Source organism: Halovivax gelatinilyticus, assembly GCF_024300625.1.
In the GTDB taxonomy this organism is placed as follows: domain Archaea; phylum Halobacteriota; class Halobacteria; order Halobacteriales; family Natrialbaceae; genus Halovivax; species Halovivax gelatinilyticus.
Window position 1 is genome coordinate 1683352 of record NZ_CP101322.1, and the last position, 19442, is coordinate 1702793.

5 protein-coding genes are annotated in these 19442 nt (G+C 66.4%); 1 reads left to right on the top strand and 4 read right to left on the bottom strand.

Going from position 1 to position 19442, the window contains the following annotated elements:
• Positions 1 to 32: 32 nt before the first annotated feature.
• The 4 genes from NKH31_RS08170 to NKH31_RS08185 form a co-directional block, all read right to left on the bottom strand.
• Positions 33 to 734, bottom strand: coding sequence for a hypothetical protein (locus NKH31_RS08170; RefSeq protein WP_254864638.1), 702 nt, complete (start codon positions 732 to 734; stop codon positions 33 to 35).
• Entirely contained in the window at positions 731 to 2083 is a 1353-nt protein-coding gene (locus NKH31_RS08175; protein WP_254864639.1) for an outer membrane protein assembly factor BamB family protein, read from the bottom strand. Before NKH31_RS08175 ends, NKH31_RS08170 begins: the two co-directional genes overlap by 4 nt.
• A gap of 281 nt (positions 2084 to 2364) precedes the next feature.
• On the bottom strand, positions 2365 to 5826 hold the full coding sequence (locus NKH31_RS08180) for a tetratricopeptide repeat protein (RefSeq protein ID WP_254864640.1): 3462 nt from the start codon (positions 5824 to 5826) through the stop codon (positions 2365 to 2367).
• 123 nt (positions 5827 to 5949) lie between these two features.
• On the bottom strand, positions 5950 to 9855 hold the full coding sequence (locus NKH31_RS08185) for a tetratricopeptide repeat protein (protein WP_254864641.1): 3906 nt from the start codon (positions 9853 to 9855) through the stop codon (positions 5950 to 5952).
• Positions 9856 to 10087: 232 nt separating this feature from the next.
• Here NKH31_RS08185 and NKH31_RS08190 point away from each other — a divergent pair, with 232 nt between their 5' ends.
• Positions 10088 to 19384 carry a right-handed parallel beta-helix repeat-containing protein gene (locus NKH31_RS08190; protein ID WP_254864642.1) on the top strand — a complete coding sequence of 3099 codons (9297 nt, stop codon included), beginning with the start codon at positions 10088 to 10090 and terminating at the stop codon, positions 19382 to 19384.
• Positions 19385 to 19442 lie beyond the last annotated feature (58 nt).

The window sequence follows — 19442 nt, forward strand, 5'->3', positions numbered from 1 at the left end:
GACGACTCCCACGGTAGCCGCCACGGGCGTACTCAGGGCGGTTCCTGACACGCCATCTCCGGTGGGTCGATCGCACTCGTCTCTCCCCACGAGTGAAACGTCGCGGTGAACGTCGACGCTTCGAGTTTGACCGGATAGCCAGTCTCGGCACTGAGGTACCATCGCGCAGCCGCGTCATCCAGTTCGATCTCGAACACGTAAACGGTCTCGCCGTCTATCGTGGTCGTTTCGCTCGGAGACGCGTCCGGATGGCCGCTCGGTTCTCGGACGTCTGGGGCCTCCTCGACCGCGTCTGCTTCCGATCGAACGACGCACTGGCCGTCCAGCACTTCGTACGTGACTCCGTCCACGTCGTACGTTTCGACGACCTGCCCATGGTCGAATTCCAGGCGAACGTGCGTATCTCCCTCGTGAACCGTCTGTGTCAGCTCTCCCGGGCCGGTCCCGTCGAATTCGATCTCGACGACGTACGAGCGTTCCCATTCGAGGGCCGAGGCGAGGTCGACGTCGTCGGGATCGCCGACGTCACCCCGCCCGTTCGCGTCGGTATCGCTCGTCGGCTCTCCGTCGGTGCTCGAATCATCGTCGTCTCCGTCGGTGCTCGAATCATCGTCGTCTCCGTCGTCCGTCTCGACCGCGTCGTCTCCATCGGTCGAGCAACCGGCCAGTCCGGCGAGGGCGCTCGTTGCACCGACCACTACCAGTCGGCGTCGCGTCGTCGGTCTTCCCCTCATTTCGATCGATCTCGGGACGTGCGTCGGCCGAGCAGATAGGCCGCGCTGGTGAGGCTGGCGATCGCGCCGACGATTCCGGGGCCGGGCATCCCGTCATCAGCTCCATCGGCATTCGCGTCAGTGTCGTCGGATGCCCCGTCGTCGGGGTCGTCGGTTTCCGACCCGCCGCTGGCGTCGGTCGGTCCCGAACTGGTCGCAGCCTGCTCGGCCCACTCGTCGTGGTGTCCCGACGTTCCGAGTACGACCCGCGAGTCCTCGCTCGAACCCGAGACGCCGGCATCGAGGGCGTGGACCCGCCCTTCCAGACCGTTCGTCGTCGCGACGTAGACGACGCCGTCGACGACGGTGGGAGCCGTCGCGCGCGGATACGGTTCGGTGTCGATGTCGGATTCTTCGAATCGCCACGTCTGCTCGCCGCTCGCGGCGTCGATCGCGAAGACGCGAGCGCCGCCGCTACCGACGAAAACGGTTCCACCGGCGACCGTCGCCCCGGTCGGGATAGCGCCGGTATCGAACCGCCACTCCTCGTCGCCGCTGGCCGCGTCGACCGCGTAGAGGGTGTCGTCGAAACTGCCGACGTAGACGACGCCGTCGGCGACCGTGGGCGCCGCGACGTGTCCACCAGCGTCGAACGTCCACGCCTCGTCGCCGGATTCGGCCTCGATGGCGTAGAGCGTCCCGCCGGTCGTCCCGGCGAAGACCATGCCATCCGCCAGGGTCGGCGTGGATTCGACCGACTCCCCGACCGGAGCCGTCCACGCTTCGTCGCCGGATTCCGCGTCGAGCGCGACGACGAGGCCGTCCCGTCCGGTCGCGTAGACGGTCCCGTCGTGGACGATCGGGCTCTCGCCCAATTCGGCGCCGTCGTACGTCCACCGTTCGTCTCCCGTCTGGAGGTCGACGGCGTGAAGGTACGGCGGTCCGTCGTGATTCGTCGTGTAGACCGTCCCGTTCGCCACCGTCGGCGAACTCACTCTGGTCGTCACCGTTCCGCCGACGTCGGCCTCCCAGATTCGATTCGACCGCTCGTCACCGTCCATATCGTACGCCATGAGCTCCTGGTTGTTCGGCGCGGAGACGACGAGGTCGCCGACGACCGTCGGCGCTCGGTTCACGGTGGCGTTCGTGTAAATCGTGTCCGCCTGCTCGCCGGTGGCCGCGTCGACGACGTGCAGGTGCGCACAGGTCGTCCCCGCGAACACGAGCCCGTCGACGACCGTGAGCGGCGCTTCGAACGTCGACGCCTGCGAGCAATCGAGTTCCTCGCCGTAGGTCCAGATGAGGTCGCCGCTCGTGGCCGCGACCGGTCCACTGCCGACGGAGGCCAGGCCGGTCGCGGCGACGCCCACACCCACGCTCGCTCGGAGGACCGTTCGCCGACTGGGTTCTCCCAGCGGGCGACGGCGCCGCCGTGTCGACTCGACCGCTTTCGGTCCCGGTTCGTTCGTCTCACTGTTCGCTACACGAGCGTTCGCTCGTTTTGGTGCGGAGTCTGATCGACGCTCCATTGCCAGTACCGGACGCCGACAGACACCTCATGTTACGGGTCGCTACACTGTTGCAGACCGTGGGACGGGGCCACGACCGCGGCCGAAGCCGAATCGGCGATCCCGCACGCACGCCGAACCGGTCAGCCCGCTCGATCCGGCGACGTGCGTTCGAACCGTCGTCCGCAGGCGTCGATCCGCTCGCGGTGACGATCGGCCGTGGCGGCCGGCGCGTCGCGCACGAGCGCTCGGGACTGCGCGACGTATCCTCGGGCTGCGTCGGCGTCTCCCATTTCCTCACAGACTGCGATGAGGTCTTCGAGGGTCTCCAGAGCGAGGTCGAGCGAGCGACAGTCCTCGAACTCCTCGAACGCGGCCCGGAACCGCGCTCGGGAACGCTGGTACTCACCCGTTTCGGCGTCTATCTCGCCGAGCAATCGTCGACACCGGGCGCTGACGTGGACCGAATCGAGCGATTCGGCGAGGTCGAGCAGCCGCTCGACCCGCGTTCGAGCGACGTCTCGCTCCCCTCGATCGAGCGCTAACTGCGCCCAATCGACGCCGGCTCGCGCCTCGTACGAGCGGTTGCCCGTTTCGTCGAACGTCGACTGCGACGCCTCGAAGTGGCGCTCGGCCGCCTCGTGCTCGCCCCGGTCGCGCGCGACGATGCCGAGTCCTCTCGACGCCTGCCCCCGCTCTCTGGGATAGCCGATCTCGGTTGCGATCGACAGCGCCGATTCGAACAACGCCTCTGCGTCGTCCAACCGGCCCTCTCTGGCCGCGAGGAAGCCGAGATTGTTGAGACAGCTCGCCTCGCCCGATCGGTATCCGATCTCGCGTCTGATCGCGAGGCTCGCTTCGAACCGACCCCGCGCTCGATCGTACGCGCCCAGGTGGTACGCGACGCTCCCGAGATTGTTGAGGCTCCTCGCTTCGCCGTCCCTGTCGCCGATCTGACGGGCCCCTTCGAGAAACGCCGTAAAGTGCTCGCGAGCGGCGTCGTACGACCCCTGAGACCACGCGATAGCGCCGAGGTTCGCGTCGGCTTTGGACGCGAGCCGCCGGTCGTCGATGTCGCGTGCGCGCGATCGGCACCGGCGGAAGTACTCGCCCGCAGAGTCGTAGTCCCCGAGTCGCCAGCTGGTCAGCCCGAGTCCGGCGAGAACCCGTGCTTCGGTGTTTCGATCGTCAGTCTCTCGTGCGATGACGAGCGCGCGCTCGTAGCCTTCGAGCGCGTCGTCGTACTCGCCCCGTCGGAAGGAGACGCGAGCCAGGCCGTCGAGGCGCTCTGGATCGTCCCGATCCAACCGTTCGAACGCGCTCTCGGCCCTGTCGTAGTAGCCACCATCGAGGAAGATCCGACCGAGTCGGACGGGCCGTCGATCAGCGAGTTCGCCGTCGCAACGTGCTGGTATGTGGAAACTGTCGGTCGAACCGTCGCCGAACAGCGGGGCGAGTTTCGGACGCTTCCGTCCGAGCGAAAAGAGGGCATCGACCGTCTCGTCGACCCACCGCTGGGGGGACTCGATCGGACCGTCCGAGAACGCGGTGGGTTCGACGGAGGAGCGCTCGTCGTGGTGAGATTCGATTCGGCCTCGCCGTTCGGGCTCGGCCGCGAGCGTGAGTGCGGATTCGACCGTGCGGCCGAACCTGCGGGCGGCTTCGGTCTCACCGGCGGTCTCTAGATAGTGCGACAGAAACGCCGTCGACCACGCCTCGTGAACCATCCGAACCCGATCGCCCGTTCCGGAAAAGAGGATTCGCCCGTTCAGCCGATCGAGTACGTCGTCGACGGCTTCGATAGGCGCGTCATCCCGGGCGGCGTACAGGGCCGATCGGTGAACGGCGCGGCCCGCCGCGTTGAGCGCGTTCGCGAGCAGGCAAACCGACAGAGTCAGCCGATCGCCCTCGACGTCCTGGTAGACGTCGGCCACCGATTCCTCGAGCGCCGTCGGCTCGGCGGCCAGCGGATCGGCGTACGTCGACAGTCGGTGGATCAACCGGAGCATCTCGTGGGGTTCGTCGTGGTCGTCGGTGCCGATCTCGTCTCGCACAGCCGACCACAACCAGTCGGCGGAGACGTCGACCGGGTGGTCGACCGTCCGCTCGAACTGGTCGACGAGACGGGCGCAATCGCCGAGTCTCACCGGTGGAACGTACACCCGCTCCAGATCGGTGGCGTCGGTGGCGACTCGCCGCTTGTTCCACTCGCTCTCCCGGGAGTCGAGCAGGACGCTGACGTCGGTTCGGTCGGCGAGGCGTTCGAGCCCCTCGAAGATGGCGTCCGCGTGCGGGCGGACGGCGTCTTCGACGACGACGAGCGTGTGACCGTCGGCCGACGAGACGGTCGCGACGAGATCGTCGACCGCTTCGATCGCGCGACCGTGCTGGCCGTCGCGGTAGATCACCGGTCCTCGATCGCTGGCGTACCACGCACACGCGACCTGCTTACAGATCGTACTTTTCCCGGATCCCGGCGGTCCCAGGACGATCGTATCCGTTCCGTCGACCAGTGCGGCCGTGATCGATTCGTCGAGCGGGCCGGCGCGTTCGGCGTCGCGGGCGTCCGCCGCTCGACCGACGTTCGGAGCCGTCGACGGCCGTTCGATGGCGTAGCCGGTGTGGACTTCGGCGAGCGAGAGCCCCGTCCGCCAGGCCGTCGTCGGACTCGCGACGGGTTCGTTTCGGAAGTAGGCGTCGTCGATTCGGACGAATCCCTCGCGTTCGAGCGAGACCGGAAGGGATTGGCCGATCGGTGAGGACCCACGCGGGTCAGCCGTTCGAACGCCGCCATCCGTGTCGGCGATCAGGTCGCTCGTTCGATCCGTGCCCGCCTCCCGGTAGCGCTCGTACTGTCCGCTCGCCCACGAAATCCCCTCGACCGTTTCTGTCGCGAGTAAGCCGTGAATGCCGCCGCTTTCGTTGTGGACGACGAGATGGGCCCGCTCGGTCGGATCGTCACCGTTCGACTCGAGCTCGTGGAGGGCGAGGCCGTACGGCGGAATGTCGGCAACGTAGACCGTACAGTTCTGTGACTCGGCGAGCAGCGTCGCTCGACGGGGAAACTCACTTCGCAGCGTCTCGAAGACCGCCGGGCTCACGACGAGCTCGGCCGGTCGTCCGCGGGTGACGACGTGTTCGTACAGCACCCTGACCGTCCGCGATTCCTCGATCGTCGGCATCAACGCACGATACCCGCGCGCGTCGGTCAGTGCCGAATGGTTTCGGTCTGCCGGCCGATACGGCGCCGGATCGCTCGCGGGGACGACATCCGCGCCGACGGTGACGTCGAACGGGACGTCCGTCGCCGTCGGGAGCGGTTCGAGGACCTCGCGGGCGGCGAGAACGTCGTCGAGCGCGTCGAGGTAGTCGACGAGCTGATCGCGGACGAATCGCCCGGTAATCGTCGCTTCGACTCCCTCGTCTCCCCGACGAACGAGGCCCAGTTCCGTGAGTTCGGTGACCGCGCGGTGGACCGTCGATCGAGCCTGGCCAGTCTCGTCGATGATGTCGCGAACGTGTGCGGGTGATCGACAGAGCCGGTCGAGCAACTCGAGGCGGCTGATGAGCGTCACCGTCTCGTCGCGTCGGTCGACACCTGCCATCCGTTGGAACGATGATTCGGGGGAGTTTCCTTATATCCACCGTGCACGAGCGGCGTCGCGTTCGAAACGGAACGGCGCTTTAGATTGCTTTTCGGACCCTTCGCTGGTGTGGTAACGGTCGCCTCACTCGCCCGTAACCCACGTTCCGTGTCGCTCGCGCACTTCTTCGGGGGCGTCGGCCAGCAGGTCTCGGGTCCGGGCGTGGTACGCTTCGCTCGCGTCGACGTCCGTTACGGGCAGCTCGTCGAGTGCCTTCAACACCTCGAGGGCGTCGCGAATCGCGTCGACGCGTTCGTAGTACGCCAGCGCCTCGCGAAGGTGTTCGCGCGCGGTCTCTGGGTCCTCATCCGCTTCGATCCGTCCGAGCAACCCGTTGGCCTGAGCGACCCAAAAGTTCGCATCAAGCGCCTCGCTCCCCTCGAGAACCTCGTGTGCGATCGCTCTCGCCCGATCGGAGTCCCCGCGATCTCGTTCGAGTCGCGCCGCCGTCAGCCGAATCTCCTGTGCGACCAGTCCGTCCCGGTCATCGATGGCGTCGAGTGCCCGTTCGAGGCGCTCGTCAGCTAGATCGTGCTCGCCGGCGAGTCGTGCGACCTCGCCCAGACAGTGGTGACTCCCGGCTATCTGCTCGGATATCTCGACCTCGGTCGCGATGTCGAGCGCCCGTTCGCCGTACGAACGGGCCCGTTCCAGCGCCCCTCGCCGCGCGGCGAGCAGTCCGAGGTTGGTGAGCGTGAGGACGAGTTCGCCCCGGTCGCCGAGTTCCTCTTTGATGTCGAGGCTTTGCTCGTACAGCGTGATCGCCCGGTCGACGTTGCCTTGCCGATTGTTGATCTGTCCGAGGTTGTGTAGGCACCTGGCTTTCCCGTGGCGATCGCCGAGGTCTTCGATGAGATCGAGCGCTCGCTCCTGATAGTCGGCCGCACGAACGTAGTTCCCGCGCCGTCCTTCGACCGATCCGAGGGCGGTTAGCGTCGTGATCAGCAGGGGCCGATCGCCGATCTCGGTCTTGCTGTCGAGGCTTTGTTCGTACAAGTCGGTCGCCCGGTCGTAGTTCCCGCGCCGTTCTTCGAGGATGCCGAGGTTGTGTAGACACTTCGCCGCGCCGGGACGATCGCCGATCGCCCGACTGTCCTCGAGGCTTCGCTCGTAGAAGGCGATCGCTCGATCTTCGTTTTCCCGTCTGAACTCGACCGCCCCGAGGTTGTTGCGGATTTTCGCAACGCCGTGACGGTCGCCCCGTTCGTCGTGGCGATCGAGCGTCCGCTCGAACAGCGTGGCTGCCCGATCGAACGACCCGCGCTGCATGGCGATATTCCCCAGCGAGTTGAGAACCTCGGCCTCGCCGCGTCGGTCGCCGAGCTCCTGGCGCGTGACGAGGCTCGATTCGAACCACTCTCGTGCCCGCTCGTAGGCGCCTCGTTCGAACGCGACGGCTCCAATTCGGTGGCGAGCCTGCGCCTCCCACCCCGGGCGTTCCAACGTCCGAAACGCCGCTAACGCCGTTTCGTAGTGCGATTTGGCCTCGTCGAACGCTCCCGTTTCAGCTACCGCCTCGCCGAGTCGCAATCGGGTTCGGGCGCGAAGCAGCGGCTGGTCTGCGTCTTCGAGCAGCGATAGGCCGCTCCGACAGCACTCGATCGCCGCGTCGTACTCTCCACGATTGAGCGCGACGCGTGCCAGCCCGAGCAGCCGTTCGCCTGACCGCTCGACACACTCGTCGCTCACCCGTTCGAACGCGCGTTCAGCCCGATCGTAGTAGCCACCGGCGAGGAATATCTCGCCGAGTCGGATCTCATGGTCGGACACCATCCTATCCGGACACGCCTCGGGGAATTCGAACCCGCTCTCAGTACCGTCGCCGAACAAGGGGGCGATTTGGGACCGTTGCTGGCCGAGGGCGTACACCGCGTCGATCGTCTCGGGTACCCACTGCCGTGGGTCGTCGAGCGCCCACCGCTCGCCGAGGTGGGCGGCAATCCGCTCACGGCGCTCCGGATCGTCCGCGAGACCGACCACGGCGCCGACGACCGCTTCGAACTGCTCGCTCGCCGCCTCTTCACCTTCGACGTCGAGGAGGTTCTCGAGGAACGCCGTCGACCAGGCTTCGTGGACCGCGCGATACCGCCCGTCGCCCGTGGGAAAGAGAACACGGCCGTACAGTCGTTCGAGCGCCCCGTCGACGGCATCGAGGTCGTCGTCACCGACAGCGTAGCAGAACCGCCGATCGACGCCGATTCCCGCCGCGTTGAGTACGTTCACGAGTAGACAGACCGTGTACACTAGTTCGTCGTCTTTCAGTTCGTCGTAAACCCCGGCCACCGCCTCCTCGAGCGCGGTCGGCTCGTCGGTCAGCGGATCCGCGTACGTCGAGAGCCGGTGGATCAGGCGGAGCATTTCGTGGCTCCTGTCGCCGCCGCGGCTGGCGATCTCGTCTCGAAACGTCGACCACAGCCGCTCGGTGGGGACGTCGACGTGCCGTCCGAGCGTCCGTTCGAAGTGTTCGACGAGTCGGGCACAATCCGCCTCCCGTATCGGCGGGACGTACATCACCTCGAGGTCGGACACCTCGGTCGCACGCGCCAGCCGCCGGTTCCACTCGCTCTCTCGGGCGTCGAGCAAGACGCTGACGTCGGTTCGGTCGGCGACGCGTTCGATCACCTCGAAGATGGCCTCGGCGTCCGGTCTGACCGCGTCTTCGACGACGACCAGCGCGTGCCCCGAAGCAGCCGTGACGGTGTCGACGAGATCGTCGACCGCTTCGCTCGTGCGCCCGTGCTGGCCGTCGCGGTAGATCACCGGTCCTCGATCCGCGGCGTACCACGCACACGCCACCTGCTTACAGATCGTACTTTTCCCGGATCCCGGCGGCCCGAGGACGATCGTATCCGTTCCGTCTCCCAGCGCGGCGGTAATCTCGTCGGCGAGGTCCGACCGATCGTCGGGTGATTCGTCCGCGATGCTGTCGGTCTCGTGAGTCGTATCGTCACGACGCACCTCGTCGGTCGATTTCGATACCGAGCGGTCGATCGCGTACCCCGTATGAACCTCGGCGAGCGAGAGTCCGGTCCGCCAGGCGGTCGGCGGCGCCGCGACTGGTTCGGTGTGAAAGTAATCGTCGTCGATTCTGACGAACCCTTCGCGTTCGAGCGAGACCGGCAGCGACTGGCCAAGCTCCGGCGCGAATTCTCCATCGATCGCCCGGGTACCTCCGTCGGTATCCGGCTGCAACTCGTCCGTTCGATCCGTCGCGCCGTCCCGGTAGCGCTCGTAGTGCGCCTCCGCCCACGAGACACTTCGGTCGGTGTCGTTGACGAGGAGTCCGTGTACGCCACCGCTCTCGTTGTGAACCACGACGTGGACCGTCGACGCCCGCGTTTCGTGCCCGACGGGTTCGCGTTCGAACAGACCGAGGCCGTACGGGGGAACCGCACCGACGTGGGCGGTGAAGCGATCGGACTCCGCCAGAAGTGTCATCCGACGCGAAAATTCGCTTCGTAGCGTCTCGAAAACCGCCGGCGAGACGACGAGTTCTGCCGGATTATTTCGGGTGATCACGTGTTCGTACAGCGTCCGAATCGTTCGCGACTCTTCGATCGTCGGCAGCAATGCCCGATAGGTCGTCGCATCGCGTAGATCCTCGAACATCCGATCAGCGGGTCTGTACGGCGCTGGTTCGGTAACCGGAATCCCGTCGGCACCGACGACCACGCCGTACGGGATGTCGGTCGTTGGGGAAAGCGGCTCGAGGACCTCGCGGGCGGCGAGAACGTCGTCGAGCGCGTCGAGGTAGTCGACGAGCTGATCGCGGACGAATCGCCCGGTGATCGTCGCTTCGATTCCGTCGTCGCCCCGGCGAACGAGGCCCAGTTCCGTGAGTTCGGTGACCGCGCGGTGGACCGTCGATCGTGCCTGGCCGGTCTCGTCGATTATGTCACGAACGTGGGCAGGGCCCTCACAGAGTCGGTCCAACAGATCGAGCCGACTGATGAGTGTTACCGTCTCGTCGCTTCGGTCGGCACCCGCCATCTATTGACAGCATGACTCGGTGGCACCGTCTTATATCCACCGTCGGTCAGGTCGCCGCCGTACTCGATTATGGACTGATGGCGAACGCCGTGAATCGAGGCCCGTCCCACGCGGCGAAACAGTGTAGCGACCCGTAACATGAGGGGACTGTTCGGGAAACCGGACCGCAATGACCGGATCGAAATCCGCTGCGACCGGACGGATGAGAGGGAAACCGTCCGCCTATTGGGTCGTGGCGCTTATCGCTGCACTCGCGCTCGTGAGCACCGCCATCGCGACCGGCGGCGTCGGTATCGTCGCATCGGACGTCGCCACGTCCGTCGAAGAACCGACGACCGACTCGCCCCTCGTTCAGACCGGTATTGGCGAGACCGACTGGCCTGGGTCGACCGACTCGTCGATCGCCGACCTGACCTGCGACGCGACGGTCGAAGCGGGGTCGTCCATACAGGATGCGGTGAACGATTCGAGCGCTGGCGAGACGATCTGTGTGGACGCGGGCGAGTACGCCGAGTCCGTTACCGTCGACGTCGACGCGCTGTCGCTGGTCGCCTCGGACGCGGACGACCCGCCGGTCCTCGACGGCGGCGACCTCGGCGAGGATGCGGTCGGAATTCACGTCGACGGCGCCGACGACGTGACCGTAACGGGCTTCGAAATTCGTGCGTTCGCCTCACACGGCGTGCACGCCATCGAGAGCGACGGATTCGAGATCGCGGACGCTGCGGTACTCGACAACGACCTCGCCGGTGTCCTCGTCAACGGATCGGCCGGCGCAACCGTGCGTGGGATCACCGCCACGAACAACGGCTGGGCGGAGGACGTTCCGGGGATCCGACTCTACGAGTCGCCAAACGCGCTCGTCGAGAACAACACGGCGAACAGCAACGCGCGACAGGGGATCAACGTCTGGGAGCACTCTGACGGCGCCGTCGTTCGGAACAACACGGCGAACGACAACGATCGCAGCGGGATCTACGTCCAGGACGCCGACGACGCCGTCATCGATAATAATACGGCCAATGACAACGGACTGCGAGCGGTTCACCTGGAAGCGATCAACGTCACGTCGATCCAAAATACCACCGTCCGCGACACCGTCGGCGTCTCGAACACCCAGAGCGGCATCCTCGTTCAAGGAGCCGACGACACAGTTTTAGAGGGGAATCTGCTGGAGGACAACGCGCTCGGGTACGACGAGGAATCACACGGAATCTACGTCACCGATTCGAGCGACGTCGTCGTCACCGAAAACGAGGTCACCGAAACGCACACGACGGGGAACCTTTTCCACGACGAGTCCGGGGTGGGCGTGTTCGTCGAGGACTCTCCCGACCCGCGAATCGAGGCAAACGTCGTCGACGACAACCGGCGGACGGGAATCCAGATCCACGAATCACCGCGCGCTCACGTCGAGGCGAACGCCCTGGACGACAACAACGACCACGACGAGGTGCTCGACGCCGGTATCTCTCTCCGCGACTCGCCAAACAGCGCCGTCGTCGACAACGTCGTCGAGCGTCACGCGAGCGCGATGCGAATCGGCTCGGACGAGACGCTCGTCGAAGCGAACACCGTCCGAGACAACGACGACGGTATCGTCGTCATTTCGACCGAGACGGGCGTCACGGTCAGGGACAATCTCGTCGAGGAGAATGGAGGTGCGAGCGGGGCCGATGGACAAGGGATCAACGTCTTCGGGGTGAGCGACGTGCTCGTCGAGGACAACACGGTTCGGGAGAACACGCTCGGAATCGACGTGTCGGAAAGCGGCGATCAGATCGTCAACGTGACCGTTCGAAACAACACCGTCGACGCTCACCATCGGGCCGATTCCCAACCGACGAGACAGGCTCACGGCATCTCCATCGGCAACGTCGTCGACGTCACGGTCACGGATAACGTCGTCACCGACAGCGAGAATTCGGGAATCAGCCTGCGAGACGGTGTCGACGATATCGTCGTGGCCAACAACACGCTCTCCGACCAGGACGTCGACCTCGGAATCGACGGCGTGACGAACGCGACCGTCGTCGAGAACACCTTCGAGACCGGACTCGTCCTCAACGGGGACGACATCGATGAACCCGAACTCGAGCACTTCGATCACCAGATTTCGGACAACACGGTCGGCGGCGACCCATTGTACTACGCCGTCGGCGAGGACGGCGGATCGGTCGAGGGGGAGTACGGCCAGATTGTCCTGATCGACGCGACCGACGTGACCGTCGACGACCACGCGTTCTACGACCCGGCGGTCGGCGTGCAGGTCGCGTTGAGCGACGGCGTGGCGGTGACGAATACGACGGTCTACGGCGGCGAAAACGGTATCATCGCAACGAACGCGACCGACCTGACGATCGCCGACAGCGCCGTGGTCGGGTCGGGCGACGGATTCTCGCTGTACGGCGATGCGAGCGGAACGACCGTCTCACACAGCGTTCTGTCCGCGAACGAACGCGGCGTGCTAATCGCGGAAACCACCGAGGCCGTCGATATCGACGAGAGCGCCGTCCGTGACAACGAGATCGGTCTCGAATCGGACGCGAGAGACCAGACACACAACGCGAGCGCGACTGGCAACTGGTGGGGCGACGAGACGGGGCCGAGCGGCGACCGTACTGATCCTGTTACTGGTGTGACCGCCGATGGATCGGGAGACGAAATTGCCACGCCGGTCAACGATCAGAACGTCGCCTTCGACCCGTGGGAGCCGGACGCCCCGGGCACGTACTTCGACGTCGAGATCGACGACTGGAGTGACCTCTACGGCGAGGAAGGTGACACGCTCGAAGTGAACGTGACGGTGACCAACCGCGGTGTCGAAGCGGGCACGCAGACGCTCGCACTCTTCGATCCGGCGTGGACCGCGCTCGACGAGAAGGCGGTTACGCTCGATGCCGGAGAGTCGACCGACGTCACGCTCTACTGGGAGACCCAGATCGGGGATGCGGCCACCGAGGAACTCTTCGCCGTGAGCGAAGAGACGATGGACGTCGCCGACTGGGTCTGGCTCGATCCTGCACCCGGCGGGTTCGACGTCGAAATCGACGACACGAACGCGCCGGTAACCGAAGGCGAGCCCCTCGATGTCGACGTGACCGTCGAGAACACGGGCGGCGAGGAGGCCACCCAGACGATCGAACTGGAGGACTTCGACGGCGATATGGTCGATTCGGCTGAGGTGACTCTCAGTGAGTTGAGTTCTGAAGCAATTACGCTCACCTGGGAGACCGAGGCGGGTGATGCGGCCACCGGCGATGTGACGGTCCGAAGCAACGACGCTTCCGAGAGCGAGACGGTCAGCATCGAGGAACTAGAGACGACCGGAACGCTCACCGGCACCGTCGTCGACGGGGAGACCGGCGACCCGATCGAAGGCGCGTGGGTGGGGCTAAGCGACGGCAGTGAGAACGTGGACACGACGACGACCGACGCCGATGGCGCGTACGAACTCGCGGCCGAATCCGGAACCTACGACGTCACCGCCGCGATCGAGTACTACGACCCGCAGACGGCGACGGACGTGGAGCTGAACGCAGGCGAGACAGTGTCCCAGGATTTCGAGCTGTTCCCGACCGACAGTTCCGGAACGCTCGTCGGCACCGTCACCGACGCCGACGACGGCGAAGCGATCGAGGCGGCGACCGTCGAACTCCTCGACGGCGACGGCGAGGTGCTCGAAACGGCCACGACCGACGCGAGTGGCGCGTACGAACTCAGCCATAGCCCCGGCACGTACGACGTCCGGTTCGACGCCGCCACGTACGAATCCCTGACGGTCGAGACCGTCGAGATCGAATCCGACGCCGTGATCGAGGAGAGCGTTGCACTCGATCGGGAGACGATCGGCGCGCTCTTCTCGGTCGCCATCACGGACGTGACCGACCCCGTCTTCGTCGGCGAACCGCTGGCGATCGAAACCGTGGTCGAGAACACCGGTGACGAAGAAGGTACCCAGTCGATCGAACTGCGAGCCGACGGCGACGTCCTCGAGGCGACGACCGTCGAACTCGACCCCGGTGAATCGACGTCCGTTACGCTCGAGTGGGTGCCCGAATCGGCCGACGTCGGGATCCACGAGTTCTCGGTCTGGAGCGCGGACGACGTCGACCACGTCGCCGCCGAGGTGCTCCCGGAGGGCGCTGGCTACGTCCTCGGTGCCTCGCTCGACGTCTACGATGGCGACGAGTCGGTCCTCGATGCGCTGTCGATCGACGCAGCCGTCGATGGCGACGACGTCTCGCTCCGCCTGGTTAACGAGGACCCCGAACCGACCGACGACCCGGCCGACGAGATCGCGGCCGCACGCGAACTCTCGTCTGTCGGCGTCGATCCCGGGAGCACCTGGTTCGAGATCGAGGTACAACTCGAGAACGTCGATCCGAACGCGGTCGGTGGAACGGCCGAACTCGACGACTGGTGGGTCGAGTCGAACGCCGACGGGACCACCAACGTCACCGTCCGGGCGACGACGCTCGGGACGGACGTGCTGATCGACTGTGATACCTACGACGAGGCCGACGACTGCGAACCGCCGCTCGAGGCGTGGCCCGATCCGGAGTCGGTCGCGACGCACGCACTCCAGTCGACCGTCGACCTCACGCTGAGCGACCTGTCGGGACTCGAGGTGGGCGACGCGACGGCCGGGGCGCAGGTGATCACCGACGCACAGCGGATCGCGTACGACGACGCGGACGAAGCCGGACTCGCCGTCGACCTCGGTGCACCGGCCCGCGGCGTCGACGACCAGCCGAACGAGGGCATCTTCGCCGCGACGGTCCCCCACGGCTTGCTCGACGCGTGGGACGTCGAGACGACCGACGAAATCGTCGTCGAGTACGGGGAGGAACCCGCCGATTCGACCGTCACCGAGGTGGGCGACGGCTACCGCGTGAACGTCGACCTCGTTCACGGGGACGGTCCGGTCACGATCGAACCGGACGTCGACGAACCGGCGACGTTCGCGGCGACGGTCGAGTACGCGAACGATCCCGTTCCCGAAGGGGCCACGGTCGTCGTCGGCACGACGATCGAGAACGTCGGCGACGAGACAGGGTCCCAGATGGTGTCGCTGGTAGACGCCGATCAGAACCTCCTCTACGAGGTCCCCGTCGTCGACCTGGAACCCGGCGAGACCCGACTCGTCGAGTTCCAGTGGTGGACCGAGGAGGGCGACGCCGGCACCCATGATCTCGAGGTCGTCACCGAGGACCACACGACGGAAACCACCGTCGAGGTCGAGGAACTCGGCTTCGGGGTCTCGCTCTTCCCCGAGGAGCCGACGACGAACGTCCCCATCATCTTCCAGACCACCTACACCGACGCACCGGTCTGGGACTTCGACGACGGCTCGACCGCGACCGGCTCGAAGGTCTTCCACGAGTTCGCCGAGGCGGGCACCTACGACGTGACGCTCACGGATGCGGCCGACGGCACCACCGAGACCCACGAAGTCGAGGTCACCGAGCCCGAGATGGCAATCGTCCAGCTGGACCCCGTCTACGGCGGACAGCCGCTCCAGGGCGTCTCCTGGGAGGAGACTTTTAGAGCGGGCGTCTTCACCGAGGAAGGAAACGAGGTCGAGACTGTCACGTTCGAACTCGACGGCGAGACGGTCGTCCGCGACGGTTCGCCGGGCACCTACGAGGCGACGTTCGACCTGGGCGACCTCGACGATGACGCCGAACTGACGATCACCGCCGAAGATCAGTTCGGGGCGACGACCGAGGCGACGCGGATGGTCCGGGTCACCGACGCGCCGGACTGGATTCAGTGGATTATCGACGGCGACGGCGACGTCGTCGTCGACCGGGAGGCCGGCACGATCGAGGCGCGGCACGCGCCCGTCGACATCGAGCAGGGACTCGCCATCGAGGGGGTCCCGGTGCTCCCCGACGTCGACCTCCTGTCGTTCGAACTTGCCGCCGACGCCGTCGCGGCGTACACGGCCGATCCGGTCGGCGCGGCCGTCGAAGGCGACGGCGCACTCGGCGCCACCCTCCTCGGACAGGGGATCGGCGGCGAGATCGAAGGCGACGGAACCGTCGACTCGGCGCTCTCGCTCGAAGCGGCGACGATCGCCGCCTCGGCGTCCAGAACGGGACTCGAAGGGCCGACCGTCTTCGGCGGCGCCGTCGAGGGCCAGGAGGACAGCCAGATGGAAGACGTCATCGTGCCCTGGACGATCGACCCGAGCGTCGAGTTCGAGGGCCACTTCGGTGAGGACTTCTCGTTCGAGGAGGGGACCGTCCAGTCCGGCACCGACATCACCATTCTGCACGCAGCCGAACTCTTCGGTTGTGGGGTCTACGCCGAGGGCGGCGGCGGGATGACGGCCTCGTTCGACGTCGGCCCGGAGACGGACCTGAATCCCGGCGGCTCGCTTTCGGTGGACGGCGATATCGTCCTGGACTGTTTCGCCGATTTCGAGTTCGACCTCGGTCCGTTCGAAGGAGACGTCGGAAGCGGTGGCCTCGGTCTCCAGGCGACTGACGTACCCACGGGATCCGTCACGGTTAGCCCGCCGTCGGCACACGGACCGAACCCGCTGCCGAACGTCCCCGCCGTGGAGGACGACGACCTGGGCGAGGGTGACGTCGGCACGGACTCCCTCGCGACCGACGTCGAGCCGACCGATTCCGACGGGATCGACCTCGACCGGCTGACCGATCGTGAGTTCGAGGACACCCAGCCGGCGATCGCGACCGTCGATGAGGAACTGATCGTCGTGTACAGTGCACAGAACGAGTCCAAAGCGGCCACGGACGGTCGAGACCTTCGCGTCCGGACGCACAACCTGACCACCGGCACGTGGTCGGCCGTCGAGGACGTCACCGACGACGACGCGACCGACGAAACGCCCGCACTCGCCGCGAGCGAAGACGGGACCGCCGTCGTCTGGTCGACGCTCGAAGACGCCCCGCCGATCGAGGAGGTGGAGACGCCCGCCGATCTCTTCGGTCACTACGAGATCGCCGTCGCCATCGACGACGGTGCGGGCTGGAGTGACCCCGATCAGTTGACCGAGAGCGATCGGCGACAGCACAGCCCGTCAGTCGCGGCGATCGACGGTGGCTGGCTGGTCGCCTGGGAGTCGACCGCGGCGAACGGCTCCGACTCGAACGTCCGATACGCCATTCTGGACGAGAGTGGCGACGTGGACGAGATCGAAACGATTTCGAACGCGTCTCACCCCGCCGTCGGCACTGACGGCGACGGCGCCACGCTCGCATATGCGACCGTCGACGACGTAGATGACGAGGTGGTCGTCACCGCAGCCGTCGACCACGAGGGGCTCACCGAGTCCCACAGTCACGCGGCGACGACCGTGACCGCGGTGGCGACCGCCGACGGCCGTACCGTCTGGGCAAACGCCAGCGGGAGTGACACGCACGTCTTCGACGCCGAAGGCGAGGGTAGCCCCACCGAGCTGGCGTTCGAATCCGGACTCACGACCGTTGACGAACTCGCCCTCGACGCACACGGGGACGACACCGTGCTCACCTATCGCGCCCGCTTCGACGGGGGATCGACGTCCGATCTCGGTTACCGCCTCGACCGCGGCGACGGGTGGATCGCCGACCACGCGTACGCGGAGGTATCCGACGAGAACCTGACCGCCTGGTACGCGGACGTGGCGGTCGGTGAGGGCGGCGACGCGTTCTACTCGGCGTTCGCCGTGCAGGAACTCGACCGAGCGGCCGTCAACGACGTATTCGTCACCGAACGAGCGTTCGCCCCGGCGTACACGATCGAGGCGAACGCGTCGGCGGCGGTGGCCGGCGACGAGTCGACGATCGAGTACGACCTCCGGAACGTGGGCGACCGTTCGTCCACCGATGACGTGACCGTCGTCATCGAGAACGCCACGGGCGTCGTCGACGAACGCTCTCACGATCAGATCGCACCGGGCGAGACTGTCACGGAGTCCATCGACGCGACCGTCGACGAGCACGGAACGTTCGACCTCTCGGTCGACGACGGTGACGCAACGACCGATGGAGCCGGCACAGTCGGCACCTTCGTCGGTGCATCGACAGCATCGGGAACGGCCGAAGCGACGACGACCGTCGTCGCCGCGACGCCGCACCTGTCGGTCGAATCGGTCGACTCGACGCTGGTCGAGGACGAAGACGGGGACGTGATCCAGGTCGACGCCGTGGTCGACAACGCCGGCGGCGCCACCGCATCCGACGTGCCGATCGCGTTCGACGACGGCACCGAGACGATCGAGACCGTCGAACTCGACGCGATCGAACACGGCGAGAACGCGACCGCGACGGTCACGATCGATCCGGATCTGATCGACGCGTCCGTCGCCGACCGCGTCTCGATCGTGACCGACGAGTCGGTCGACGAGACGGCTGTCGACCGGGATCACCGTCCGGCCTGGTTCCTCCAGCCGGACCTGGCTGTCGGCGGGATAGAGTACCTCGACGTCGGCGGCGATCGAATCGCCGAGATTCTGGTCGCGAACCGCGGTCACGGTGGGGCGAACGCGACCGTTTCGGTCCGGACCGAATCCGGGGACGTCGTCGCTACCGCAACGGAGACCGTCGACGCGGCATCGGTCGATGCCCCGTCGTTCGAACCGATCGAGGTTCCGCTGGGATCGCTCCCGGCAAACGAATCGATCACCGTGGTGGCCGACGGTGACGTCCCCGACGCAGATCCGTCGACGACGGGCACGACCGACACCGTCGGGCCGTTCACCGACGTCGACCGACCGTCGTTCGCGGTCGACCTCGTCGTCGACGAGATGGTCGCCCCGGGTGAGCCGCTCGACGTCACGCTCGACGTCAGAAATCCCGGCTACCGGGCCGACGAGCAACCGGTTTCGCTCTCCGTCGACGGCGCCCACTCGACGACTCGAACGATCGAACTCGACGGCGGTGAAACGACGACCGAGACGATCGTCGTCGAACCAGAGACCGAGGCGGAAACGATCGACCTCTACGTCGAAAGCCTCCGTCCACAGGACGCGACGACGGTGTCCGTCGAGGCCGACGGGTCCGCGCCGCCGGCGCTGCCGCCGGCGCCGACGCCGGATCCAGCTGCGATTTCGCTCGTCGACCTCGACGTCCCGACTCAGGTCGAGGATGGAGACCCGGTAACCGCGACCGTTTCCGTCGAGAACGCCGGGGACGAGACTGGAACCGAGTCGATCGAACTCGCCCTCAACGGCGAACCCGTGCGAACGGAGACGGTCACGCTCGAACCGGCCGAATCGACCGATGTGGCGTTCGAAATACCGGCTAACGCGCTCGACGTCGGATCCGGCCAGGTCACCGTGACGATCGGCGATTCGTCTCTCTCATCGACGCTCGACGTCGTCTCTCGAACCGACCCGGACGACGGATCGGCCGACGACGATCCGGCGGGAAGTGATACGACGAGCGACCCGGCCGACGACGATCCGACCGACGAACGGACTGACGACGCGGACGACGCCGTTCCCGGGTTCGGCGTCGCGCTCGTGCTGGTTTCGCTACTCGTGGTCGCGTTCGTACGATCGCGTCGAGCGTAACCACCGACCGGTCAGTACCCTCGGAACTACCGGGACTCTTTCGCTCGAACTGACGGTC